General features: G+C 69.8%; 23 protein-coding genes. 14 read left to right on the top strand and 9 right to left on the bottom strand.

Annotation, left to right across the window (positions count from 1 at the left end; genetic code table 11):
- Positions 1–37: 37 nt before the first annotated feature.
- From ACOCEP_RS32650 to ACOCEP_RS32625, 6 genes are all read left to right on the top strand, one after another.
- Positions 38–1525, top strand: coding sequence for a PAS domain-containing sensor histidine kinase (locus ACOCEP_RS32650; protein ID WP_482333068.1), 1488 nt, complete (start codon positions 38–40; stop codon positions 1523–1525).
- Positions 1526–1595: 70 nt separating this feature from the next.
- Positions 1596–2096, top strand: coding sequence for a flavin reductase (locus ACOCEP_RS32645; protein WP_482333067.1), 501 nt, complete (start codon positions 1596–1598; stop codon positions 2094–2096).
- Positions 2093–2353 carry a hypothetical protein gene (locus tag ACOCEP_RS32640; RefSeq protein WP_482333066.1) on the top strand — a complete coding sequence of 87 codons (261 nt, stop codon included), beginning with the start codon at positions 2093–2095 and terminating at the stop codon, positions 2351–2353. Before ACOCEP_RS32645 ends, ACOCEP_RS32640 begins: the two co-directional genes overlap by 4 nt.
- A complete protein-coding gene (locus tag ACOCEP_RS32635) occupies positions 2350–3570 on the top strand; it encodes an amidase (protein ID WP_482333064.1) in 1221 nt (406 codons plus the stop codon). The genes ACOCEP_RS32640 and ACOCEP_RS32635 overlap by 4 nt, the downstream gene beginning before the upstream one ends.
- 232 nt (positions 3571–3802) lie before the next feature.
- Positions 3803–4888, top strand: coding sequence for an IS110 family RNA-guided transposase (locus tag ACOCEP_RS32630; RefSeq protein ID WP_482333063.1), 1086 nt, complete (start codon positions 3803–3805; stop codon positions 4886–4888).
- 115 nt (positions 4889–5003) lie between these two features.
- Positions 5004–5645, top strand: a complete 642-nt coding sequence (locus ACOCEP_RS32625; RefSeq protein ID WP_482333061.1) for a response regulator transcription factor — start codon at positions 5004–5006, stop codon at positions 5643–5645.
- A gap of 109 nt (positions 5646–5754) precedes the next feature.
- Here ACOCEP_RS32625 and ACOCEP_RS32620 read toward each other — a convergent pair whose 3' ends face one another.
- Positions 5755–6324 carry a nuclear transport factor 2 family protein gene (locus ACOCEP_RS32620; RefSeq protein WP_482333060.1) on the bottom strand — a complete coding sequence of 190 codons (570 nt, stop codon included), beginning with the start codon at positions 6322–6324 and terminating at the stop codon, positions 5755–5757.
- Positions 6321–7643: an MFS transporter gene (locus tag ACOCEP_RS32615; RefSeq protein ID WP_482333058.1), complete on the bottom strand. Its 1323-nt coding sequence runs from the start codon at positions 7641–7643 to the stop codon at positions 6321–6323. Before ACOCEP_RS32615 ends, ACOCEP_RS32620 begins: the two co-directional genes overlap by 4 nt.
- Positions 7644–7801: 158 nt before the next feature.
- Between ACOCEP_RS32615 and ACOCEP_RS32610 the strand changes: the two genes are divergently transcribed.
- The 3 genes from ACOCEP_RS32610 to ACOCEP_RS32600 all read left to right on the top strand — a co-directional run bounded on the left by ACOCEP_RS32610 (position 7802) and on the right by ACOCEP_RS32600 (position 12642).
- Positions 7802–9211, top strand: a complete 1410-nt coding sequence (locus tag ACOCEP_RS32610; protein ID WP_482333057.1) for an amidase — start codon at positions 7802–7804, stop codon at positions 9209–9211.
- Between the two features lie 115 nt (positions 9212–9326).
- Positions 9327–10067 carry an ABC transporter ATP-binding protein gene (locus tag ACOCEP_RS32605; RefSeq protein WP_482339862.1) on the top strand — a complete coding sequence of 247 codons (741 nt, stop codon included), beginning with the start codon at positions 9327–9329 and terminating at the stop codon, positions 10065–10067.
- A 4-nt stretch (positions 10068–10071) separates the two neighbouring features.
- Positions 10072–12642 carry an FtsX-like permease family protein gene (locus tag ACOCEP_RS32600; protein ID WP_482333056.1) on the top strand — a complete coding sequence of 857 codons (2571 nt, stop codon included), beginning with the start codon at positions 10072–10074 and terminating at the stop codon, positions 12640–12642.
- Between the two features lie 18 nt (positions 12643–12660).
- Here the strand turns inward: ACOCEP_RS32600 and ACOCEP_RS32595 are convergent, their stop codons facing one another.
- Positions 12661–14010, bottom strand: a complete 1350-nt coding sequence (locus tag ACOCEP_RS32595; protein WP_482333055.1) for a DUF2252 domain-containing protein — start codon at positions 14008–14010, stop codon at positions 12661–12663.
- Between the two features lie 51 nt (positions 14011–14061).
- Complete coding sequence (locus ACOCEP_RS32590) at positions 14062–14910, bottom strand: DUF1206 domain-containing protein (RefSeq protein WP_482333054.1); 849 nt, start codon at positions 14908–14910, stop codon at positions 14062–14064.
- A 51-nt stretch (positions 14911–14961) separates the two neighbouring features.
- Here ACOCEP_RS32590 and ACOCEP_RS32585 point away from each other — a divergent pair, with 51 nt between their 5' ends.
- Positions 14962–15321, top strand: coding sequence for an antibiotic biosynthesis monooxygenase family protein (locus tag ACOCEP_RS32585; protein WP_482333052.1), 360 nt, complete (start codon positions 14962–14964; stop codon positions 15319–15321).
- Here ACOCEP_RS32585 and ACOCEP_RS32580 read toward each other — a convergent pair.
- From ACOCEP_RS32580 to ACOCEP_RS32560, 5 genes are all read right to left on the bottom strand, one after another.
- Positions 15257–16624, bottom strand: coding sequence for a DJ-1/PfpI family protein (locus ACOCEP_RS32580; RefSeq protein WP_482333050.1), 1368 nt, complete (start codon positions 16622–16624; stop codon positions 15257–15259). The genes ACOCEP_RS32585 and ACOCEP_RS32580 overlap by 65 nt on opposite strands.
- 2 nt (positions 16625–16626) lie before the next feature.
- Positions 16627–17025 carry a hypothetical protein gene (locus ACOCEP_RS32575; RefSeq protein ID WP_482333049.1) on the bottom strand — a complete coding sequence of 133 codons (399 nt, stop codon included), beginning with the start codon at positions 17023–17025 and terminating at the stop codon, positions 16627–16629.
- Positions 17026–17175: 150 nt separating this feature from the next.
- Positions 17176–17817 (bottom strand): response regulator, encoded by a 642-nt coding sequence (locus ACOCEP_RS32570; RefSeq protein ID WP_482333047.1) that lies wholly within the window; start codon positions 17815–17817, stop codon positions 17176–17178.
- Entirely contained in the window at positions 17814–18917 is a 1104-nt protein-coding gene (locus ACOCEP_RS32565; protein WP_482333046.1) for a sensor histidine kinase, read from the bottom strand. The genes ACOCEP_RS32570 and ACOCEP_RS32565 overlap by 4 nt, the downstream gene beginning before the upstream one ends.
- Positions 18918–19008: 91 nt before the next feature.
- A complete protein-coding gene (locus ACOCEP_RS32560; RefSeq protein WP_482333044.1) occupies positions 19009–20007 on the bottom strand; it encodes a LacI family DNA-binding transcriptional regulator in 999 nt (332 codons plus the stop codon).
- Positions 20008–20168: 161 nt separating this feature from the next.
- On the opposite strand from ACOCEP_RS32560, the gene ACOCEP_RS32555 reads away from it, so the two are divergent.
- The 4 genes from ACOCEP_RS32555 to ACOCEP_RS32540 are packed head-to-tail and all read left to right on the top strand — an operon-like array spanning position 20169 to position 24694.
- On the top strand, positions 20169–21236 hold the full coding sequence (locus tag ACOCEP_RS32555) for an ABC transporter substrate-binding protein (protein WP_482333042.1): 1068 nt from the start codon (positions 20169–20171) through the stop codon (positions 21234–21236).
- Between the two features lie 2 nt (positions 21237–21238).
- Entirely contained in the window at positions 21239–22714 is a 1476-nt protein-coding gene (locus ACOCEP_RS32550; protein ID WP_482333041.1) for a sugar ABC transporter ATP-binding protein, read from the top strand.
- A 34-nt stretch (positions 22715–22748) separates the two neighbouring features.
- Positions 22749–23705 carry an ABC transporter permease gene (locus ACOCEP_RS32545; protein WP_034318802.1) on the top strand — a complete coding sequence of 319 codons (957 nt, stop codon included), beginning with the start codon at positions 22749–22751 and terminating at the stop codon, positions 23703–23705.
- Positions 23702–24694, top strand: a complete 993-nt coding sequence (locus ACOCEP_RS32540) for an ABC transporter permease (RefSeq protein WP_482333039.1) — start codon at positions 23702–23704, stop codon at positions 24692–24694. The genes ACOCEP_RS32545 and ACOCEP_RS32540 overlap by 4 nt, the downstream gene beginning before the upstream one ends.

The following is a 24694-nucleotide window of genomic DNA, read 5'->3' as shown; positions in this document are numbered from 1 at the left end:
ACCGGAGGGTCCGGCGGCGAACTCCTATGCTGAGGCCGTGGAGGTCGACCCGATCGCGCCTGAGCTGGCCACCGGCGACTTCGTGGCGATGATGAACGCCTCGAAGGCGTGCGTGCTGGTCCACGACGCGGCGACCAAGAACATCCTGTGGGCCAATCCCGCCGCGTGCGAGATGCTCGAATTCAGTCTTTCCGAGCTGCGCCCGCTCAAGGCCAACCACATGAGCAGCTCCGCCCAGCAGTACGACCGGGTGATCGGTCGGGCGTGGCTCCAGGCGGCGGTGGAACACGGTTCGAGCCGGATCGTGTGGCACTACCGGAGCAAATCCGGCCGGGTCATCCCCACCGACGCGGTCGCCATCCGGGTCGAACTGGAGCGCGGGCCCGCGGTGATGGTCCAGTTCCGCGACATCCAGCGCGCGGAGGAGATCGAACGAGAGCTGAAGCTGACGACGTCGTACGTCGACGCGCTGGCACGGCACACCTCGACCGTGGCGTTCATGCTCGACGCCGCCGGCGCGGTGCGCTTCGCGACGGACAGCGCGCTGACGTTCCTCGGCCTGACCGGCGACGACGATCGGCTGGCGGGGGAGCCGCTGACCGCGTACGCGCGGCTGTATCTGGGCGGCAGGCCGGTGCGGTGGGCCGAAGTGGTCGCCGGTGCCGATCCGGTCGGGCCGGTGCAACTGGAGTTGCCGGGGGAGAGCTCGACCTGGCTGGAAGGGAGCCTGGAACGGCTTTCCGAGTCCGAGGTCGACGCGTATCTGATGATCCTGCACGACGTGTCCGAGCGCGTCCGCGGCGAAGCACGGCGAGAGCTGGAGCTGCGGCACGAGAACTACTTGGCGCGCTACAACGCCATGGGGGACATGGCGATGGCGATCGCGCACGAACTCGGGCAGCCGCTGGCCGCCGCCGCGAACTTCATCGCGGGGATCCGGGCGCGGGCCGCCACGATGGCGGACGGCGGTGACGTCCGCGAGCAGATGGGCTACGGCCTGGACAGCGTCGCCCGCCAGATCGACCGGGCCAAGGACATCGTCGGTTCCCTGCGATCCTTCGTCGGGCACCTGGAACAGGTCGAGCAGGTGGTCGACCTGAACGAGATCGTCCGGGAGTGCCTGTACTTCATCGAGCTGAGCGCCGCGCCGAGCTCGGTCGCCGTCGAGGTCCGGCTCGATCCGGCGCCGGTGCTGGTGCGATGCGAGCGGGTTCTCACCGGGCAGGTGGTGATGAACCTCTGTCTCAACGCGATCGACGAGACCACCGAATGCGAACCCGTGCAGCGGCGGATCACGGTGGGCACCCAGGCGAAGGAAGGGGTCGGCGTCCTCACCGTCGACGATCACGGCCGCGGCGTCGCCAGGGACCCCTTCGCCGAGTCGTTCACCAGCAAACCCGGTGGCAGCGGGATCGGGCTGGCGCTGAGCCACCGCATCGTCACCCGGCAGCACGGGAGCATCTGGGCCGAGCGGCGGGACGGCGGGGGCTCGCGGTTCGGGTTCGCGCTGCCGCTGGACACGTAAGGGAAATCCTCAGGCGGCGCGGTGGAAGTCGGGATATCGCCGGTTTCGGCCCCGGCTCTAGCGTCGAGGTATGCCCGATGAGCTGACCACCACCCAGCGACGGTTTCGCGCGGCGATGGCGAACCTTTCGACGGCTGTCAACATCGTCACCACCGACGGCGTCAGCGGCCGCGCCGGCATCACGGTGAGCGCGGTCTGCTCGGTCACCGACTCGCCGCCGACGCTGCTGGTCTGCGTCAACCAGTCGAGCTACACGCACGACATCTTCCGGACCAACGGCAGGATGGCCATCAACGTCCTGGCGCCCCAGCACCAGGAACTCGCCCTGCAGTTCGCCGGTGCGACGGACGTCCCGATGCTCGACCGGTTCCGGTTCGAGGTCTGGGACCACGACCGGTTCCGCATCCCGGTCGTCCGTGACGCGGCCGCCGTCCTCATCGGCCAGGTCGGTGCCGAGTTCACCCAAGGGACGCACACGGTGCTCTTCGTGGAGGTCGAGGACGTCTTCGTGAACGACGACGCCGGGGCTCTCGCCTACTTCCGCCGCGAATTCCACCGGATCGCGCCATGAACGAGCGCACCACGCTGATGTGTTACAACGACAACCACGGGTACGGCTGGCGTCATGTGGACCTGTTCGTGCACGACTCCGAGGGCCGCGAACTGGAGTGGGTCCATTGGCAGGTCCCGGCCGACGGTCCCGACGCCGCCGACGAGGTGACCGCGCGGGTCGAGCCAACGCTGAGGCGCACCTCGGAGTGGCGGCACGGGGTGAGCGCCGGCGGCGTGGACTTCTGGGAAGCGGATGCCGCGTGGGTGGAACGATGAGGCTCACGCGCCCGTGGTCGCTGGGGGAACTCATCCGGGATCTGCGGGAGGGGCGGACCACTCCAGAGGACGCTTACCGGCGCGCAGTGGGCCGGATCGCCGAGACGGACGCGGACCTGCGCGCCTGGGTCGACCGGACGGACTTCCTGCCGGGCGCGGGCGTGCCACTCGGGGTCAAGGACATCATCGATCTGGCGGGCGTGCCCACCCGTTGCGGTTCCACACTGCGCGCGGAAGCCGCTCCGGCGACCTCGGACGCGGCGATCGTGACCGCCTGGCGCGCGGCGGGCGTCGTGCCGCTCGGGAAAACGGTCACCTCCGAGTTCGCGTTCTTCGCCCCCGGCCCGACCGGCAATCCGGCGGCTCCCGGTCATACCCCGGGCGGCTCGTCGAGTGGATCGGCCGCCGCCGTCGCGTCCGGGCAGGTTCCGCTGGCGCTGGGCTCGCAGACCGCCGGATCGGTCACCAGACCGGCGTCGTACTGCGGGGTCGCTTCGCTGGTCATGAGCCACGGCCGGTATCCGGTCACCGGGGTGACGGGGCTGAGCCCCAGTCTGGACAGCCACGGCGTCTTCGCGGCCACCGTCGCCGACCTCGCGACGGCCTGGTCGGCGCTGACCGCCGATCCAGGTCTGGAACCGCGTCCGCCGCGGATCCTGGTGTGGTCCGCCGACGCGCTCGACGTCGTCGAAGCGCCGATGCGGCACGCCGTGACCCAAGCGGCGAAGCGGCTGCGGGAGGCAGGGGCGATCGTCGAGCCGTTCCGCGACGAACGGCTGATGGCCGAGCTCACGGCCGCGCATCCCGTGGTGATGGCCTACGAAGCGGCCCGCGAACGGGCCGCCGAGCTCGCCGTGGCCGACCGGCTGAGCGCTCCTTTGGCACAGTTGCTGCGGACCGGCGCCGCGACCTCGACCGACGAGTACGAGGCCGCCCGGGCGACCATCGCCGACGGTGCGGTGCGGCTCGCGGAGATGTTCGACGTCGTGCTCGGCCCGGCCGCTCCCGGCGCGGCGCCGCGAGGGCTGGACGCGACCGGGAATCCCGTGCTGAGCCGGGGCTGGCAGGCGCTCGGGCTGCCCGTGGTCGGGCTGCCCGGGTTCACCGACGCGGCGGGGCTGCCGCTGGGCCTGCAACTCGTCGGGCGCCACGGCGGGGACGCCGAACTGCTCGGGCACGCCTGCTGGATGGAGCGGGTGTTGCGAAAGCCACAGTGATGATGATGTGTGTGGATGGAGACCGCGGAGGGTTTGACCCGGAAAGCCACTGACGCCCTGGTTGGGGTTGTCTTGCGAAAGATCTGTGGGCTCTTTGTGGGCTCTGTTCATGCACGTGACCAGGCCGGGGGATGTGACTTGATAGGAGCCTGTGCCACCAGGACACCCATCACTGTGTTGTCCGTCCCCGCCGGCCCGGTACGTGCCATCCGTCGACCGATCGAGACACGGAATGGCAGAGACCAGGATGACCGATCAGCAGCATGCCGTCGACCTGACCCGGGTGACCGGTGGGGTCGATACCCATAAAGACACTCACACCGCGGCCGCGGTCGACGGGCTCGGCCGGGTGCTGGACACGCGTGCGTTTCCCGCTACCACCGCCGGCTACACCGCGCTGCTGGCCTGGCTGAGGGACTTCGGCGTGGTGACCGCGGTGGGGGTTGAGGGCACAGGCTCCTACGGCGCCGGGCTGGCCCGCCACCTGGCCGCCGAGGGTGTCCGGGTGGTGGAGGTCAACCAGCCGGACCGGCATACCCGCCGCCGCAAAGGAAAGACCGACACCCAGGACGCGATCAACGCCGCCCACGCCGTGGTGTCAGGCCGCGCCGACGCGACCCCCAAGGCCGGGACCGGGCCCGCCGCGGCGATCACCGCCCTGCGCGCGGTGCTCAACAGTGCGGTCAAGTCCCGCACCGCGGCCCTCAACCAGCTCGACGCCCTGATCGTCACCGCCCCTGCCGCGCTGCGCGAATCTTTGACCCGGTTCACCGGAAAGGCCCTGATCACCGCCTGCGCCCGGCTACGGCCTTGCTCCGACCTCACCAGCCCCGCCACCGGCACCAAGACCGCGCTGCGCCGTCTCGCACGCCGCATCCAGCACCTCACCACCGAGATCACCGACGCCAAAGCAGACCTGAAAACACTGACCCAGCAAGTCCTGCCCGCCACCACCACCCTGTTCGGCGTCGGCCCCGGCACCTCCTCCCAACTCCTGGCCACCGCCGGGGACAACCCCGACCGGATCGACACCGAAGCCCGGTTCGCGCACCTCTGCGGCACCGCCCCCATCAACGCCAGCAGCGGCCGCACCGACCGCCACCGTCTCAACCGCGGCGGCGACCGCCACGCCAACGCCGCCCTCTACCGCATCGTCATCGTCCGCCTACGCCACTGCCCCCGCACCCGCGCCTACCTCGAACGCCGCACCGCCGAAGGCATTCCCAAACGCCACATCATCCGCTGCCTCAAACGCTACGTCGCCCGCGAAATCCACAAAGCCCTCACCACAGACCTAGCAAACCTCGCCACCCCTTGACATCTATAGGAGCATCTTTCGCAACCTTGAACGTTGCGAAAGTGGCTTTCGCGCCATGGCCTCCGACCGTGCGCGTCCGTCCCTTGGCTTACCCTTCGACCAGAAGGAGCTTCGCATGACCACCACTGAGTCCGCGTCCGGCGGCGAGACGTCGCCGGTGGTCTACATCGTCGACGACGACGAGGCCATCCGCCAATCCCTGGTGTTCCTGCTGGAGAGCGTCGGCATCCAGGCGCTCGTCTACCCGGACGGGCCGACGTTCCTGGAGGAGTTCGACCCCGACGAACCGAGCGTGCTGATCATCGACGTCCGGATGCCCGGGCTGAGCGGGCTGCAGCTGCAGGAGAAGCTCGTCGCGCGCGAATTCCCGGCCCCGGTGATCTTCTGTTCGGCGCACGGCGACATCCCGATGTCGGTGCGGGCACTGCGTCTGGGCGCCGTCGACTTCCTCGAGAAGCCGTACGAGCCGCAGCGGATGCTGGAGGTCGTCCAGGCGCAGCTGGTGGTCGCGGCGGAACGGTTCTCGGCGGCCGCTCGCCGCAAAGCCGTCGCCGAGCGGATCGCGACCCTGACCCCGCGCGAACGGGAGGTGCTCCGGCTGGTGATCGACGGCCTGCCCAGCCAGCTGATCGCGCGACGGCTGGGCACGAGCGTGAAGACCGTCGACGTGCACCGGGCCCGGATCAAGGCCAAGACCGAGTCGGACAGCCTCGGCACCCTGGTGCGCGACGTGCTTCAGCACCAGGTCACCGTCTAGGCGCGATTCTCGTGTTTGAAGGCGTAACTCGCGTGATTGAAGGCGTAACTCGGAGATACGCGTCTGATCACGCGAGTTACGCCTCCAAGCACGCGAGTTACGCCCTCGATCACGAGCCCTCGGCTGGGCCCGGCGCCATCAGCACCGACGACGCCGGGAAGTCCGACGCGAAACCCCCGGGCAGCGGCGCGATGAAGACGTTCTCGGTCCGCGTGCGGGTGATCAGCCACCGTCCGTTCTCACGCCGGAACGCGTTGTTGAGCCTGCTGGAGCGCAGCAACCCGGTCCCGTCGGCGTACAGCCAAGGCTGGACGTGGATCCATTGCCCCTCGGCCCGGTCGCCGTCGACGCGGATCTGCTCCGACGTCAGGTAGTGGGCGTTGAGAACCAGCGCCGGATCCCGCTTCTCGCCCCAGAACCGCTCGAAATGCGCCCGGATCCCGTCCTTGCCGACCGCGCGGCCGAACTGCCCGTCGTAGTACTCGCCGACGCCCTCCCAGACCGCGTCCTCGGCGTACAGTCCGAGGATCAGCTCGATGCGGTGGTCGTCGCCGGTGACGCCGTATTCCGGGCAGGGGGTGTCGCAAAGGAACATGTAGCGGGCCTGGACCCGGCGGATCTCGGCCTCGGCCTCCAGCACCTCGACGCGGTGACGCAGTTCGGCGAGTTCGTCCTTCATCGGCGGGTCCTCACTGGTGCGGTTTCGGGGAGGGCCAGCAAGCAGACGACGGTCAGCGCCATCCCGCCGGCGAGGTAGTAGCCGACCGACGTCGAGGAGCCGGTCCATTCGATGAGCCGGTTCGCCATCGACGGAGCGAGGCCACCGCCGAGCACCGCCCCGAGCTGGTAGGCCAGTCCGGCGCCGGACTGCCGCTGTTCGGGCGTGAACAGTTCAGTCAGGTAGGTGATCAGCGGGCCGAACAGGAAGCCCGTGAGTGCGAAACCGACGGCGATGGCGAGCGCCCACGCGGTCAGCGTGCCGATCCGCGCGATCGGGAACAGCAGGAACATGTAAGCCAGGACCGCGGCGGCCGACGCGAGCATCACCGGTTTGCGGCCCAGTTTGTCGGAGAGCCTGGCACCGATCACCACCGTGACCGCGTGGAGCGCGAGGCCGGGCAGGGTGCCACACAGCGCGTCCTGGATGTCCAGGCCGAGGCCCTTCGGCGCCGGACCGGCGGCGTAGGACAGCATGAACCCGGCAAGGACGAACATGACCCCGTTGAGCCCGGTGTTCGCGCCCGCGGCGAGCAGCAGTTTGCCCCAGTTGTCCCGGATGACGTTCCAGATCGGCAGCTTGACGATCTTCTCGTCCAGTTTGCTGGCCGCGAGCTCGTGGAACACGGGCGATTCCTCGAGGGCACGCCGCGCCCAGACACCGATGGCCAGGACGACCGCGCCCGCGATGAACGGGATCCGCCAGCCCCAGCTGGTGATCACCCCCTGCGGCAAGTAGAAGATCAGCACGAAGGCCAGGTTCGCCAGCAGCGCCCCCACCGGCGACCCCAAGGCGACGAACGCGCCGAACGCCGCCCGCCGTGACGGTGGCGCGTGCTCCACGGCGAGCACCGAAGCGCCGCCCAGTTCCCCGCCTCGGGAGAACCCGTGCACCAGGCGCAACAGGACGAGCAGCAACGGCGCGGCCACCCCCATCGTGGCGTAGCCGGGCAGCAGTCCCATCAGGACGGTGGCCGCGCCCATGAGGTAGAAGGTGATGAGCATGGCGCGGCGGCGGCCGTACCGGTCGCCCACCCAGCCCATCACGATCGCGCCCAGCGGCGCGACGACGTAGCCGATCGTGTAGGTCGTCAGGCTCATGAACGAGGCGAACCACGGATCGGTGTCGCCGGAGAAGAACACCTTCGGGAAGACCAGCGCGGAGGCGACCGTGTAGATCGAGAAGTCGAAGAACTCCAGCGAGGTTCCGGCGCCCGCGCCGATCGCGAGCCTGCGGGTCTGGGCGGAGGTGGTCTTGGATGGAGCGGTGGATGCTGTCATGCGCTCTTCCTTGAACGTGACGGACGGTCGGCGTTGAGCCCCTCCCCGGCAACGTTCGTCCCAACGTAGGAAGCTCGCCGGGTCCCGCCTATTGGAGGAACCCGCTGCCGGACTGAAGGATTTCCCTACCGAGTCCCCGACCAAGAGGAGGTCCGCGCGTGAGCGCGATCAACGATCTGCCCGCCACCACCCAGGCCCGGATGCTCGCCTCCGGCGAGTTGTCGGCGCGGGAACTGCTCGACGCCACGCTCGACCGCGTGGCGGAGCTGAATCCGGTGCTGAACGCGGTCGTCAGCGTCGACGAGGAGAGCGCGCGGGCCGCAGCCGCGGCGGCCGACGAAGCGCACGCGGCAGGGCGGTCGCTCGGACCCCTGCACGGGCTTCCGCTCGCGGTGAAGGATCTCCACGCGACCGCCGGGATGCGCACCACCTTCGGCTCACCCGCGTTCGCGGACCATGTGCCCGACGCCGACGAACTCGTCGTCGCCCGGATGCGGGCGGCGGGAGCGATCGTCTTCGGCAAGACGAACGTTCCCGAGTTCGGCGCGGGTTCGCACACCTTCAACCCGGTGTTCGGCCTGACCCGCAACCCCTACGCGCCGGACCGGTCCGCGGGCGGTTCGAGCGGAGGCGCCGCAGCCGCGCTCGCGGCGGGGCTGACGTCGCTGGCCGACGGCAGCGACATGGGCGGATCGCTGCGGAATCCGGCCTCGTTCTGCAACGTCGTCGGCCATCGCCCGAGTCCGGGACGAGTTCCCGCGTGGCCGGCGAAAGACGCCTGGTTCACCCTCGGCGTCCAAGGTCCGATGGGGCGCACGGTCGCCGACACGGCCCTGCTGCTGTCCGTCCAGGCGGGCCCGGACGAGCGCGCGCCGCTGTCGTTGCCCGAATCCGGCGCTGTGTTCACCGCCGGATTGCCGACCCGGCTCGACGGCTTCCGGATCGCGGTCTCACCCGATCTGGATGGGCGGGTACCCGTCGACGCCGAGGTCGCGGCGATCGTGGAAGACCAGGTGGACGTCCTGCGCGGCCTCGGCACCGGTCAGGTCGTGTCCGGCGGCCCCGACCTGACCGGTGCCGAGGAGGTCTTCCAGACCTTCCGCGCCCTGTACTACGCGCAAGGGGTCGGTGACCTCATCGACGCGGAACCGGGCAAGGTCAAGCAGGCGATCCACTGGAATGTCGCGAAAGGACGCGCGCTCACCGGCGCCGACGTCGCCACGGCCAACCGGCTGCGCACCGAACTCTTCCACCGCGTCCGCGCCTATTTCTCCACTGTGGACGCCGTCGTCCTTCCCGCCAGCCAGGCACTTCCGTTCGACGCGGAACTGGAGTACCCGAAGACGGTCGGCGGGTCCGAAGTGGAGGACTACCTGCACTGGATGCGGGCGGCCTACCTGATCTCCGCCACGGAATGCCCGGCGACCGCCGTCCCGGCCGGATTCACCGCCGACGGACTACCGGTCGGCGTCCAGGTGGTCACGGCACACCGCGCCGACCTGCGCGCTCTCGGAATCGCGCACGCGCTGGAAAACGCGAGCGGCCACACCGCCCGCAGGCCGGGGTGACCGGCGTCATGGTGGTGCCAGCGCTACCACGAGTCTTCCCTCACGCGGGATCGATCCGGACCCTCGCCGGCCGTAGGTTTCCTCGAGAGAGATCACCACCGGTTAAGGGGAAATGATGAATTCAGGGGGCACACGCGCCTTGACGCTGGAATCCGTGAGCAAGGTCTACGGATCCGGCGACGGCGCGGCCACGGCCTTGAACGGGGTGACCGTCGAGGTGCGCAAGGGCTCGTTCACCGCGGTGATGGGACCGTCGGGATCGGGCAAGAGCACCTTCCTGCACTGCGCGGCGGGGCTGGACAAGCCGAGTTCCGGCCGGGTGCTGCTGGGCGACACGGAACTGAACAGGCTGCGCGAGAAAGCGCTCACCGAGCTGCGGCGGACCCGGATCGGGTTCATCTTCCAGGCCTACAACCTGTTGCCGTCGCTGAACGTGCTGCAGAACATCACGCTGCCGATGAGGCTGGCTGGGAAGAAGCCGGATCCGCGGTGGTTGCGCGAGATCGTCGAGGGAGTGGGGATCGCGAAGCGGCTCGAACACCGCCCGTCGGAACTCTCCGGCGGCCAGCAGCAGCGGGTCGCGATCGCCCGCGCGCTGATCACCCGGCCCGAGGTCGTCCTCGCCGACGAACCGACCGGGGCGCTGGACACGCGCACCGCGCGCCAGGTCCTGGACCTGCTTCGCTCCATTGTGGACGGCATGGGGCAGACCGTGCTGATGGTCACCCACGATCCGGTCGCGGCGTCGGCCGCGCACGGCGTGCTGTTCCTCGCCGACGGCAAGCTGGCGGGCCATCTTCCGCAGCCGACTCCGGAGCGGGTCGCCGAGCGTATGACGCACCTCGGGGAGTGGTGACGTCATGTGGGATTTGGCTTGGCAGACGATCAAGACCCGCTTGAGCGGTTTCGTCGGCGCGTTCGTCGCGATCCTCTGCGGGACGGCGCTGGTCGCCGGTTGCGGCATCCTGATGGAATCCGGTCTGCGCGCGGGTGTCCCGACGCAGCGATACGCGGACGCGGCGGTCGTCGTCGGCGGCCGGCAGTCGGTCGATCCGCCGGGCGCCGGTCCGCTCGAGACCCAGCAGGTCGCCGAGCAGGCTTCGGTGCCGGTGAGCCTCGCCGGGGCGATCTCCGCGGTGCCGGGGGTCCGCGGCGTGGTGGCGGAGCAGAGCTTCCCGGCCACCGTGGTGACGGCCGACGGCCGGGCGCTGAACGGGCCCGAAGGCGGCCAATCGCTGGGCCACAACTGGGACGCCGCGGCGCTGGCGCCGTTCTCGCTGCGTGACGGACGCGCGCCCGCGGGCGTCGGCGAGGTGGTCCTGGACGCGGATCTGGCGTCGCGGAGCGGGGTGTCGGCCGGTCAGCGGGTGAAGATCGCCGTCCGCTCCGCGCCGGTGGAGTACTTGGTTTCCGGTATCGCCGCGCCGAAGTCGGGCGACGGCCTCGCGCGGCAATCCGCGGTGTTCTTCTCGCCGGAGAAGGCCGCCGAACTCGCCGGGACACCGGGGCAGGCGCACGCGATCGGTGTACTGGCGGACCCGGGTGTCGCGCCGGGGGACCTCGCCGACCGGATCCGGGCGGCGGTCGGCACCGACGAGGTGACGGTGACGACCGGGGTCGAGCGCAGCACGGTCGAGTTCCTCGACGTCAGCCAGAGCCGGATGCTGCTGATGGCGCTCGCGGGCTCGTTCGGCGGTTTCGCGCTCCTCATCGCGGTGTTCGTCGTGGCCAGCACACTGGCACTGGTCATCAACCAGCGTCGCCGGGAGTTCGCGCTGCTGCGGGCGATCGCGGCGACTCCCCAGCAGATCCGCAAGCTCATCGGCGCCGAGACCATGATCGTCGCGGTGGTCGCCGGGGTACTGGGCAGCGGCCTCGGTGTGGCCGTGGGATTCGGCCTGAGGAACGCGTTCGGGGCCATCGGCGTGATCCCGCCGGACTTCGAACTGGCGATCAGCCCGATCCCGCTCGTCGCCGCGTTGCTGCTCGGCCTCGGCACGGCGCGCCTGGCCGCTTGGTCGGCTTCGCGGCGCCCGTCGTCGATCCGGCCGGTGGAGGCGCTCGGCGAGGCCGCGGTGGAACGGCGTGAACTCGGACGCGTGCGCGTCCTCATCGGCTGCGCGCTGGTGGTGGCCGGCCTCGCCGGATCGATGGTCCCGATCTTCGTCCGCGGCGACGCGGGGCTCGCGGCGTCGGGGAGTTCGGCACTGATCATCGTGATCGGGCTGGCCGTGGTCAGCCCGAAGGTGGTCGCTCTCATGACGCGGCTGATCGCGCCGGTGCTCAACCGGACGTCGCGGATCAGCGGCTACCTCGCCGCGGCGAACAGCCAGGCCAACTCGCGTCGTCTCGCCGCCGCGGTGACGCCGGTGATGCTGGCGGTCTCGTTCGCGCTGACGATGTTCTACAGCCAGACCTCCGCGGCCGCCGCCCGCCAGGAGGAGACCGTCGAGTCGACGACCGCGGACCAGGTGCTCGCCAGTGGCACGGGCGGGCTCTCGCCGGAGGTCGCCGAGGCGGCGCGGCGGATCCCCGGGGTGGCCGCCGCGACCCCGGTCGTCCGCACCGAGGTGATCAACACGGTGCGGGAACAGGAAAGCCTGCGCGTCGAGCGGTACGCGGCGCAGGGACTGGACGGTGCACAGATCCGCGGGAACCTGGAGCTCGGCGTGGTGTCGGGCAAGATCTCCGACCTGACCGGGAACACCGTCGCGATGAGCGAAGCGGAGGCCGGCTGGTACGAGAAGAAGATCGGTGACGAGGTCGAGTTCTACTTCGGTGACGGCGCTCCGGCCAAACTGCGGCTGGTCGCCACCTACACCCGCGACCAGGCTTTCGGCCGCTATGTGCTGCCCGCGGATCTCGCCAGGGCACACACCGCCGATCGGCTGGACGACGCGGTGCTGGTGCGACAGCAGCCCGACGCGGACGCCGCCACCGTGACCGCCGCGCTGAACGATCTCGCGACCCGCTACCCGGGACTGTCCGTGACACCGGGATCGGCCGTGGCCGCTCCCGCGGGCGGGCAGCAGCAGGCCCAGTTCTACGTGAACCTGGTCGCGGTCGGGGTGATCCTCGGCTACGTCGTGATCTCCGTGGCGAACACGCTGGTGATGAGCACGGCGCAGCGCTCCCGGGAGTTCGCGCTCCTGCGCCTGGTCGGCACTTCGAAACGCCAGGTGGTGCGGATGATGCGCTTCGAAGCCCTGACGACGGCAGGCGTCGCGGCCCTGCTGGGAACCGTGGTGGCGGGGGTTCCGCTGGTTCTGCTGAACCTCGGCCTGCGCGGCACGCCGCTCCCGTCCGGCACGATCACCGTGTTCGGCGGCGTCCTCGCCGGGGCGATCCTGCTCGGCGTCCTGTCGCTCGGCCTCGCCACCCGCGTGGCCTTGCGGTCGAAGCCGATCGAAGCGATCGGTCTCCGCGAGTAGCGCGTCCCCGTCGTCCGGTCAGCCCTCCGCGGCGGGCCGGACGGCGGGGATCTTCCCGCCGCGGAAGGCATCGACGAACAACCGGTGGTCGTCGCGTGACTGCTCGGCATAGGCCATCCCGAACTCGGTCAGCGTGCGGACGAACTCCTCCTCACGGTCACCGATCACCGCGGCGATGGCCGCTTCGCTCTGGAAATCGACGAGGGTCTGCTCGGAGTCCGAATCGGACACACAGTGCATCTTCGCGGTGGCCCGGCCGAGGTAGTCGAGGACCGGCCCCATCTCCGACGGTTCGGTCAGATCCGACCAGTCCAGGTCGTCGACGTAGGGCGAGAGCTCCGAGACGACGAACCCGGTCCCGTCGATCTCCGTGTGTCCCAGCCAGGGGTCCGCGTGCGCCTGCAACGCGCGCTGGGAGACCGCGGTGCGGTGCCCCTCGTTGGTGAAGTAGCCGCGGATGCTCTCCTCGGACACGATCCGGCTCGGCGCCGCGACGTTCCCTTGCTTCATCGACAGGACGACGTCGTTCTCCAGCGCCTGGGTGCGGCCTTCGACGAGGATGTTGTACGCGGGCAGCCCGGCCGAGCCGATGCCGAACCCGGTCCGGCCGACGATGTCCTTGACCCGGTAGGTGATGCTGCCGAACCGCTTGTTCTCCGGAATGGTGTCCAAATAGGACTCGAAGGCCCTGGCCGCGATCTCGTGCTCGGCCTTCTCCAGGATCCTGACCCCCGGCCCGTGCCGGAACCTGCGGTCGTAATCCTCCACAGTGGTCAGTTCGTCGAGAAGGTCGATCCGTGTCTTGAGCCGGGCCCTCAGCAGGACCTGGTGCAGGGCGCCCTCGGTGCTGTCGAGCTGGAGGCGGACGAGTTCGTCGCCGGGGCGCTCGGCGTACTCGCGGACCTGTTTGACGTAGGCGCGCAGATAGGTGCCGATCAGTGTCCCGATGTCGTCGTCGGAGATCGCCTTGCTCCACGCCAGCAGCGCGACGCTGGCGGCGAGCCGTTTGAGATCCCAGGTGAAACAGCCGAGGTACGCCTCGTCGAAGTCGTTGACGTCGAACACCAGCGTCCCCGAAGAGTCCATGTAACTGCCGAAGTTCTCGGCGTGCAGGTCGCCCTGGATCCACACGCGACTGGTCTCGGCGTTGGCCCACGGGTCGTCCTCGTGCGCCATGTCCGCGTAGAACAGGCACGCCGAACCCCGGTAGAAGGCGAACGGGGCGGCGGCCATCTTGCGGAACTTGCGGCGGAACGCGTCGGCGTCCGCGCGCATGAGGTCCTCGAAGGCCTCCACCAGCACCTCGACGATCCGCGCTTGACGGTCGGCTTCGCCGCCCTCGCGGATCAGTGCGATCACACCTGTCATCACGACCTCCAGACGTCGTTCACGGTGCCACAGGTCGGGTCGGCGGGCAGATCAGATTTTGCGGAAACGCGCGTCCAGCAGCGCGAAGGCGCCGAACGCGGCGATCCCGGCCGCGAGCGCGAGGAGCATCGGACCGCCGTACGGCTGAGCGGAGAGCGTCTTCAGCGCGGCGTCGAGGCCGCTCGCCTTGGCCGGGTCGAAGGTGACCGCGGCGACGACCGTCAGTACGCCGATGGTGCCGTACGCGGCGGAGAGCGCGATCCAGCCGATCTGCCCGAGCCGGATCGTCGTGGTCCGGGTCGGGCCGGAGGCACCGCCGAAGTCGAGCTCCCGCACGAAGGTCTTCCGGAATCCGCGTTGGGCGAGGAACACGGCCACCGCGACGACGGCGATCCCGGCGGTGATGACCAGCACCGGCCCGTACGGCTCCGCGAGGATCCCGGCGACGAGGGTGCCTTGCCCGTCGTCGGCGCCCGCGGTGGCGATCTTCACCGCGCTGTAGGACACGAGGCCGTACAGCACGACCTCGATGGCGCTGACGATCCGGCGCACGGTCCGCCGCCGCGCCTTGACGTGCCGGTGCCCGGTGATCGCCTCGCTGAGCTGCCACAACGCCAGGAAGGCGAGACCGGCCGCGATCAGCCACAGCAGCCACGCGCCGCCCTCGGCGACGACCATCTGCAGTGCGCCGGCCTTGTCCGCCTTCGCCTTGTCGCCGAGGGCGACCTGCGCCGCGAGCCAGGCGACGAGCAGGTGCACGACCGCGTAGCAGACGAGCCCGCCACGGGCGATCAGGCCGAATGTCTTGCTGTCGCGCATCGGGCGATCCTCGCCGAGTGGACGGCCGTCCGCCAGACCCGGCCGGAGCAACATGTCGGGCAGATCACTCTTGATCTCCACCGAGGTCGAGGGTGAAAGCTCGGGTTCACCATCTGCTTCAAGGGAGTGAACATGGGCGAGGACAAGGGTTTCTACTCGATCATCGAGTACGCGGTCAACGGACCGGAGACCCAGGCGGCGTTGGTGGAGGCGTTCGCGGAGATCCAGGACCGCTGGGTCCGGTACTACCCGGGCTACGTTTCGGCCCGCTTCCACGCGAGCGTGGACGGGACGAGGGTCGTCAACGTGGTCAGCTGGGCGAGTGAGGCGGACTACCGGCATTTCGAAGAGACGTCGGACACCGCGGGACGGCTAGCGGCCATCCAAGCGGCGCTCGACGGCCTGCCCGGCAAGGCCGAGCCACTGGTCAGTGCGAACCCCCGCTACCGCGTCGCACGGGAGACGGGCCCCGGCCCGCGAATCGCCGACTGACGGCGCGGATCCCGAAGGCCGCGAGCAGGCCGAGGACGGCCAGCCCGAACGGCCGGAGCGTGATCGTCCACGGCCACGCCGCACTGTCGGCCGCGAGGTGGGCGGGCTGGTACTCCAACGTCCTCGTCGTCCATCGCGTGGTCGCGGCGTCCGTCGTGCTTGCCAGGTCTTCGACCACGGCGTCGAACGGGAACCCCGGTCCGGTGTGCAGGTACACCGGTGAGAGTCCGGGGTAGCGGTCGGCGGCGCGACTCGCGGCCGCGTCGGTGCCGGGCACGATCAGCCGGTCGAGGCCGTCGGTCGGAGTGCCACGCGGTGCGAAGGTCAGGCCGTGACGGGATCGGATCGGCGCGCCGTCGAGACCGACCGCCCGCGTTTCGACCGCGAGGGACTGGCCGTAGGTGTCGAACACCGCGGCCAGTTCCAGCTCGCGGATCCCGGTGGTCAGCAGGACCTGCAGCCTGGGCTTGTCCCACCGGAAGGCGGTGTTGAACCCGACCACGGTATCCGCCGCTTCGAAGCTGTTCTGCTCCATAGGTGGGCTGAAGCCGGGGGAGTAGTGGGCCCAGCCGACGGCTTCCGCCGCCTTCCGCGCGGTCTCGGTGCCGGCGAAGCGCTCGGTGAGCCGGAGCGCCCCGTCGATCCCGGACAGGATCCCGGCCGTGGTCACGATGTTCCCGTCGTCGACGTAGCGAGTGCCGCGAATCCAGTCCACGGCGGGGAATTCGTCGTCGAAGCCACCGATGCGGATCCAGTGGGCGGTGGCCTTCCGGCCATCGAGGAGCCCGGCCGTCGCGAGCACGCCCGAACCGTTGCAGACGCTCATGAGCAGCGAGCCCCGCGCCGACTGCCGGTTCAGCCACTCGGTCACCGGCCGCGTGGTCGGCTCGCCGAGATCCGGCAACGCGGGCACCACCACGACGTCCGGCGCGCCGGACGGGAGCAGCCTGTCGAGATCGGCGAAACCCAGGTCGGGGATCAGGTCGAGGCCGCCGGTCAACGTGACCGGCCTGGCCTCCGGAGCGACGGTGTAGACGTTGAACGCGCCGGACGCCGCCAGCACCTCGTAGGGCGCGAGCGCGTCCGAGACGACGGCACCTTCGTTGCCCACCACGACCACCGCGGTGGGTTTCGCCGGATCGTGCGGCCGGTGCGCCGGGGGCGCCGCGATCCCGTCGGTTCGCGGCGGGTAGCGGTCTTCGAAGCTGGCGTCGAGCGTGACGGCGCCGAGCGTGACCGGCAGGGCCAGCGCGGCGACGGTGAACGCCAGCACGGTCAGCGTGACACGGATGGAGGATCGCATGGTCAGAGCCCGTACTCGGCGCGGCGGCGGAACATGGCGGCCAGCATCGCGGGCACCATCAGCACGTGCCCGGCCGTCATCAGCGTCGGTCCCGAGATCAAGCCGGTCCAGAAGAACGGCAGGAACAGCAGGTAGGGCACGTACATCGCGGCCGACATCTCCGCGATCGACGCCCAGCCGTGGCGCCGGATCCGCATCCACAGCGCCATCCCGAGCGACATGTTCGTCGCCATCACCAGCGCGTTCGCGGTCACGTTCCCGGGAAGGCCCGGCCACAGGAACGACCAGACCGGTTCCAGGACGACCATCCCGGCCACCATCGAGATCAGCATCTCCACGGCGTGGCGGGCGAAGTGCAGGACGGCCTGCTTGCGGGTCCTCGGTTCGGTCGTGTGCTTCATTTCGGCTCCCTCGGTCGGTGCGATGGGAGCAATGTTCGGCCGGGGCGGGTCACGGGAGCAGGTGCCGGAAGTCATGTGCGAGGTCATGTGACCGGTGCGTGAGTCGTCCGTCCAGTCACGCGTGTCGTCCGTCTGATCACGACCCGCCGCTCAGAACAGGCCGAGTTCCTTCGCGCGCAGGGCCGCCTGGGTGCGATCCCGCACCTGGAGCTTGGACAGGACGCTCGTCACGAGGTTCTTCACGGTGCCCTCGGCGAGGAACAGCGTCTTGGCGATCTCGCGGTTGCTGCGGCCGCCCGCCAGGAGCCGGACGACCTCCAGTTCACGCTCCGAGAGCGGCGTCGTCGACGGCCGGGGTGTCTTGGCCGGCAGCCGCGCCACGTGTGCGACGAGTTTCGCCGCGATCGACGGTTGCAGCACCGATTCGCCCCGTCGGGCCGCGACCAGCGCTTCGACCAGCCGCGTCGACGAGACGTCCTTGAGCAGATAGCCGACGGCGCCCGCACGCAACGCGGCGAACACGTCCTCGTCGTCGTCGAACGTGGTCAACGCCAGGACACGCACGTCCGGTTGCTCGGACTGAAGCCGGGCTGTGGCGGCGATTCCGTCGAGCACCGGCATCCGCAGATCCATCAGCGCGACGTCGGGGCGAAGTTCGGCGCAGAGCCGCACGGCCTCCTCACCGTTCGCGGCCTCGCCGACGACGTCGATCTCGGGCTGGACTTCCAGCAGCGTCGCCAGGGCTTCGCGGAACAGCGCCTGGTCGTCGACGATCAGCACCCGGACGCTCATCCCGGCACCTCCACCGTGAGCGTCGAGCCTTGCCCTGCAGCGGAGTCGACCGTCACGCGGCCACCGAGCGCGGCGACCCGCTCGCGCAGCCCCACGAGGCCGAAACCCTTGTCCGGCGGGGGATCGCCGGTGAACCCGAGACCGTCGTCACGGACTTCGAGGCGGACTCGATCGGTGACGGCGTAGTCGAGCACCACGGCCGCGGCGGTGGCGCGCGCGTGCTTGCGCACGTTGGTCAGTCCCTCCTGGGCCGCCCGGAACAGCGACTCCTCCACGTCGGGGCGGGTTTCCCGGGCGGTGCCCTTGACCTCGAAACCGGTCGGCACACCCGCCGCGGAAGTCTCCTCCGTCAGCGCCCGCACCGCGTCGGCGAGCGGTCCGGAACGCGGCTCCCGCAGCGCCGACACCGACCGGCGGACCTCCGCCAGGGCCTCGCGCGACTGGTCCTGCGCCTTGGCGAGCATCCCGTCGGCCCGCTCCGTGTCGCCGGCGCCGATCACCGCCCGGGCGGCCTGCAGCATCATCTGGACGACGGTGAGGTGGTGGCCGAGCCCGTCATGGATGTCGCGCGCGACGCGGTTGCGCTCTTGGATAGTGGCGAGCTGTTCGGCCTGCGCGGCCTGGTCGCGGAGCCGTTCGTGCGCTTCGGCGAGTTCCTCCCTGGCCCGCTTCTCGCGGACGACCAGCTCGGTCACCACGGCGGCGAAGACCATGACCGCCAGCGTCCCGAGTCCTTCGCGGAGCCCGTCCAGCGGTGCCATCGGCAGGTGGATCAACGGGATCACCACCGCGACCCCGAAGGCCGCCGGCAGCGGCAGCAGCAACACGGTGTGACAGACGAGGACCACGAGAAGCAGGACCGCCCCGATGGCGGCGCCCGAAAGCGAGAACAGGGTGAAGCCGAGCGGTAACTGAACGCAGACGTACACGATCGCCCACGCGCGCCCGTGTTTCTGCACCCAGGGGAAGCCGGCGATCGCGATCGCCGCGTAGACCAGCCCGGCGAGGAGCGTCGGCAGCACGAGCGTCTCGTATTTGGCCGAGCCGAGCGGCAACGTCACGTACGCGACGAGGGTCAGCACCGCCAGGGCCCGGTTCACGGAGACACAATGCCACGAGTCGCGCGTTTCGTCCTCTGGATGCGGTCCTTGCACGCGCAACTACCGCGTTCAGAGGACGAAACGCGGGGGATCAGGCGATGGTGCTGTTCCGGATTTCGAGCGAGAACGGGGTCTGGACGTCTTCCGGTTTCAGGTCACTCCCGCCCGCGATACGCCGCCGCAACAGGTCGACCGCGGCCCGCGCGATCGCTGCCTTGTCCGGAGCGATCGTCGTGAGCGAGGGCAGGCTGTACGCGCTCTCCTCGTTGTTGTCGAAGCCGACGATCGCCATGTCCGATGGCACCTGGACGCCGCGTTCGGCCGCGGCGCGCAGGGCGCCGATGGCGAGGAGGTCGTTGAAGCAGAAGACCGCGTCCGGCGGTTCCGGCAGCGCGAGGAGATGCGCCATCGCCTCGGCGCCGTTGGCGCGGTGGTAGCGCAGGGCGGGCAGGACCAGTTCGGGAATGGGCGTGAGGCCGGCTTCTTCGAGCGCGGAGTGGTAACCCTCCAGCCGTTGCGCGGCGGTGTGGCGTTGCGGATGCGCGCCGATCGCGGCGATCCGCCGGCGGCCGAGCGAGATCAGGTGCCGCACCGCGATCCGGGCGGCCTGGACGTTGTCGATGCCGACGTGGTCGATCGGGACGTCGACGACGTGCTCGCCGAGCATCACCAGTGGCACACCTGGCGCCAGATCCTCGAAATCGTTGGTGTGGAGCGCTTCCGGGCTGATGATCGCGCCGTCGATCAGATGCGGGCCCAGGGCGGACAGGGCGTTGCGCTCACGTTCCCTGGTGCCGAGGGTCTGTTCGATCAGGACGTTCCACTCGTGCTCCTGCGCCGCCTGCAGCACCAGGCCCGCCAGCTCGCCGAAGTACGGGATGCTCAGCTCGGGCAGCATCAGCCCGAGGAATCCGGTGCGCCCGCGGCGGAGATTGCGGGCACCGAGGTTGGGCCGGTACCCGGTCGACGCCAGTGCCTCCTCGACGCGCTTGCGGTTCTCCGGCTTGACGAAGTCGTAGCCGTTGACCACGTTCGACACGGTCTTGACCGAGACGCCCGCAAGCTTGGCGACGTCCTTGAGCGTGGCCACCCTCGCTCCCCTCTGCAGTGCTCCGGCACAGATCCGGCACAGCCTAGCCGCGCGAACGGCGGATTTACAACGTTGTACCAACGATGTAAATCTGGCATCGTCCCTATGAGTGACATGGGTCACCGCCGATCCGTGTGCTCGACTTCCCCGAGGAGCGATCGATGTCCCTGCCCATCCGCCGCACCCTGCTCCTGGTGACCGGCCTCGCGCTCGCGCTGACGGCCTGCACCAGCCGCGAGACCCAGCAATCCGCCCCGTCGGGGGCGGGGCCCGCCGCTTCGGCGGCGCCGAGCCAGGCCGCGGGGCCGGGATGCGCCCGCGAGAAGACCGGCTACCCGCAGGTGGACGTGAAGAACGCGGTCATCGGCTTCTCCCAGTCGGAGAAGGAGGCGAACCCGTTCCGTATCGCCGAGACGCAGTCCATCAGGGACGAAGCCAGGAAACTCGGTGTCCCGGACGACAAACTCCTGATCACCAACGCGCAGAGCGATCTCAACAAGCAGGTCAGCGACATCAAGTCGTTGCTGGACCGGGGCGCGCAGCTGCTCATCGTCGCCCCGCTGAACTCCGACGGCCTCCAGCCCGCCCTCGACGCGGCGAAGGCCAAGAAGGTCCCGGTCGTCACGATCGACCGCAAGGTGACCTCCCAGCCGTGCACCGATTACCTGACCTTCATCGGCTCCAACTTCGTCGAGCAGGGCAAGCGCGCGGCGCAGGAGATGGTGAAGGCCACCGGCGGCACCGGCAAGGTCGCGATCCTGCTCGGCGCTTCCGGCAACAACGTGACCACCGACCGCACCAAGGGCTTCAAGGACGAGATCGCCGCGACCACGGGTATCCAGATCGTCGCCGAGCAGACCGGCGAGTTCGACCGGTCCAAGGGCCAGGCGGTCATGGAGCAGCTCATCCAGAGCAACCCGGAGATCACCGCCGTCTACGCCGAGAACGACGAGATGGGCATCGGCGCGGTCACCGCGCTCAAGGCCGCGGGCAAGACGCCGGGCAAGGACGTCAAGATCGTCTCGATCGACGGCACCCGCAACGCCGTCCAGCTCATCGCCGACGGCAGCTACAACGCGGTGATCGAGTCCAACCCTCGGTTCGGCCCGCTCGCCTTCTCCACGCTGCAGGACTTCGCCGCCGGCAAGGAGATCCCGCCGACCGTGGTGATCTCCGACGACCAGTACGACTCGGCGAACGCGGCCCAGAAGCTCGGGAACGCGTACTGACGATGGAACCGGTTCTCGAGGTCGAAGGCGTGACGAAGACGTTCGCCGGGGTGCGCGCGCTCGACGACGTGTCGTTCGCGCTGCGGCCGGGCGAGGTGCACGCGCTGGTGGGCGAGAACGGCGCCGGGAAGTCGACGCTGATCAAGGTGCTCACCGGCGTGCACAAGCCGGATTCCGGCACGATCCACGCGCGGGGCGCGATCTCCACGATCTACCAGGAGGTCAACCTCATCCCGCTGATGAGCGTGGCGAGCAACGTGTACCTCGGCCGGGAGCCGCGGAAGCGGTTCGGGCTGGTGGACTGGGCGCGGATGAACACCGACGCGGCGGCGCTGCTGAAGGACTACGGCATCGACGCCGACGTCCGTCGTCCACTCGGGACACTCGGGGTCGGCGCGCAGCAGATGGTGGCGCTGGCGCGCGCGGTGTCGGTCGACGCCGACGTCGTGATCATGGACGAGCCGACGTCCTCGCTGGAGCCGCGTGAGGTCGAGACGCTGTTCGAGGTCATCGGCAGGCTGCACGAACGCGGGATCGCGATCGTGTACGTCAGCCATCGGATGGACGAGCTGTACCGGATCTGCGAACGGGTGACGGTGCTACGGGACGGCAAGCGGGTCCACACCGGGCCGCTCGCCGACCTGCCGCGGCTGGAACTGGTGTCGATGATGCTCGGCCGCAGTGTGGGCGACATCCGCTCCCATGGCGCGACGGCGTTCGAGGGCGACCACGAGGCCGGCCGGGAACCGGTGCTGCGCGCGGAGGACCTCACCAGCGGCAACCGGCTGAGCGGTGTCTCGGTGGAGATCAGGCCCGGCGAGATCGTCGGCCTCGCGGGGCTGCTCGGCTCCGGCCGGACCGAGACCGCGCGGGCGATCGTCGGCGACCTGCCGCTCTCCGGAGGCACGGTGCTCGTCGGCGGAAGGCAAGTCCCGCAAGGGAACGTGGCCGCCGCGATGCGCGCGGGCGTCAGCATGCTCGCCGAAGACCGCAAGACCGAGGGCATCATCCCGCATCTCTCGGTCCGGGAGAACATCGTGCTCGCCGCGCTGCCGAAGCTGTCGCGGTTCGGTCTGGTCAGCCGGGCAAGGCAGGACAGGATCGTCGACACGTTCGTGAAACGCCTGCGGATCAAGGTGTCCAGCCCGGACCAGAAGGTCGCGGAGCTCTCCGGAGGGAATCAGCAGAAAGTGCTGCTCGCCCGCTGGCTCTGCACCGAACCGAAGGTACTGCTGCTCGACGAGCCGACCCGGGGGATCGACGTCGGCGCGAAGGCGGAGGTGCAGGCGCTCATCGACGAACTCGCGAAAGACGGGCTCGCCGTCCTGCTGATCTCGTCGGAGATGGACGAACTCCTCGACGGCGCCGACCGGCTGATCGTGCTCAAGGACGGCGCGGTGGTCGGGGAGCTGGCGGGGGAGCAGCTGACCCAGGACCACGTGCTGGCCGCGATCGCTTCGGGCGGCACGGATGACTAGCACCCAGCGGAGAACGGAGGAACCGGGGCCCACCATGACGGATACGGCGAAAACGGTGGACCGGACCCGGGTGGCGCGGTGGCTGCAGGAGTACGGCGTGTACGTCGCCGTCGTCGCGCTCGTGCTGTTCAACATCGCGTTCACGGCGAATTTCCTGACCGTCGGGAACTTCCGCACCCAGCTCATCCAGGCCGCGCCGGTACTGGTGGTCGCGCTCGGGATGGCGCTGGTGATCGGTACCGAGGGCGTCGACCTGTCGGTGGGGGCGGTGATGGCGCTGTCGGCCGCGCTCGTCCCGCTGTACCTCGGCTACGGAACGCTGCCCGCGGTCGCCATCGCGCTCGCCGCAGGGCTGGCGGCGGGGGCGTTCAACGGCGTTCTCGTGGCCAGAGTCGGGATTCAACCCATCGTGGCGACGCTGGCGTTACTCGTCGGCGGGCGCGGGCTCGCGCTGGTGCTCGCCGACGGCCAGCTGATCCAGCTGCACGACCCGGGTTTCCTCGCGCTCGGCACCGGCGAGGTCCTGGGGATCCCGGTGAGCGTGCTGATCGCGGCCGTCCTCGCCGTGCTGATGGCGGCGCTGGTCGGGAAGACGGCCTTCGGCAGGCGCCTGGTCGCGATCGGCGGCAACCGGCGGGCCAGCGTGCTCGCCGGGCTGCCGGTCACCCGCGTCCTCATCGGCGTCTACGCGATCTGCGGCCTGCTCGCGGCGCTGGCCGGGGTGCTGTCCACCGCCCGGCTCGGCGCGGGCGACCCCGCGGACGCCGGACTGCTGATGGAACTGTCCGCGATCACCGCGGTCGTGGTCGGCGGCACCCCGCTGACCGGCGGCCGGGTCCGCATCCTCGGCACGGTGATGGGGGTCCTGCTCATGCAGCTCGTCCGCGCCACGCTCATCAAGCACAACCTGCCGGATTCGACCGCGCAGATGATCCAGGCCGCGATCATCGTCGGCGCGGTGTACGTCGCACGGGAACGGAGCAGCCGATGACCGCGGCGCCCACGATGGCCGCCCAGGACTCCACCCGGCGCGAGCTGATGACCGGGGTCCTGCAGAAACAGGGCGCGGCGATCGCGCTGGTGCTCATGGTCGCCGTCGCGTGGCTGCTGTTCCCGCGGTTCGGCAGCCTGGACAACCTGCGCGACATCGCGTTGCAGAGCTCGTTCCTCGCGATCATCGCGCTCGGGATGACGTTCGTGATCATCACCGGCGGGATCGACCTGTCGGTGGGGTCGGTCTACGCGCTCGGCGGGGTCCTCGCCGCCTACGGGTCGCAGTGGGGTTTCCTCGTCGCACTGCTGCTGCCGTTGGCGGTGTGTGGGCTCATCGGCCTGATCAACGGGCTGCTCGTCGCGAAGACCGGGATGGCGCCGTTCATCGTCACGCTCGCGTCGCTGCTGTTCGCCCGCGGGCTGCTGCTCGCGATCACCTCCGAGGGCGCGACGACGTACAAGATCCCGGAGGGCGAGGCGTTCGTCGAGCTGGGGCGCGGCACGCTGTTCGGGTTCGGCTATCCGGTGTTCATCGCGGCGGCGCTGTGCCTGTTCGGCGGGCTGCTGTTGCGGCGAACGAGGTTCGGGCAGTCGGTGTTCGCGACCGGCGGCTCGGAACAGTCCGCGAAGCTGATGGGACTTCCGGTGGCGCGCACCAAGGTCACCGTCTACGTGATGAGCGGCGTCCTGTCCGGGCTCGCGGGCGCGCTCACCGCGGCGTACCTGCAATCCGGTGTCACGGTGATCGGGGTCGGCCTGGAGCTGGACGCCATCTCCGTGGTCGTCATCGGCGGCACCCTGCTGACCGGTGGAATGGGCACGATTCTCGGCACGGTCATCGGCGTGGGCATCCGGACGGTCATCCAGAACGTCATCAACCAGATCGGCACTCTCGACAGCAACTACCAGTCGGTGGTCAGCGGTGCGTTCCTCTTGGTGGTCGTTGTGCTGCAACGGTCATTGGCCCGGACGACCGCCAGGAGATAG

Source organism: Amycolatopsis sp. CA-211722 (assembly GCF_056828465.1).
This window is presented reverse-complemented; position numbering and strand designations above follow the sequence as displayed.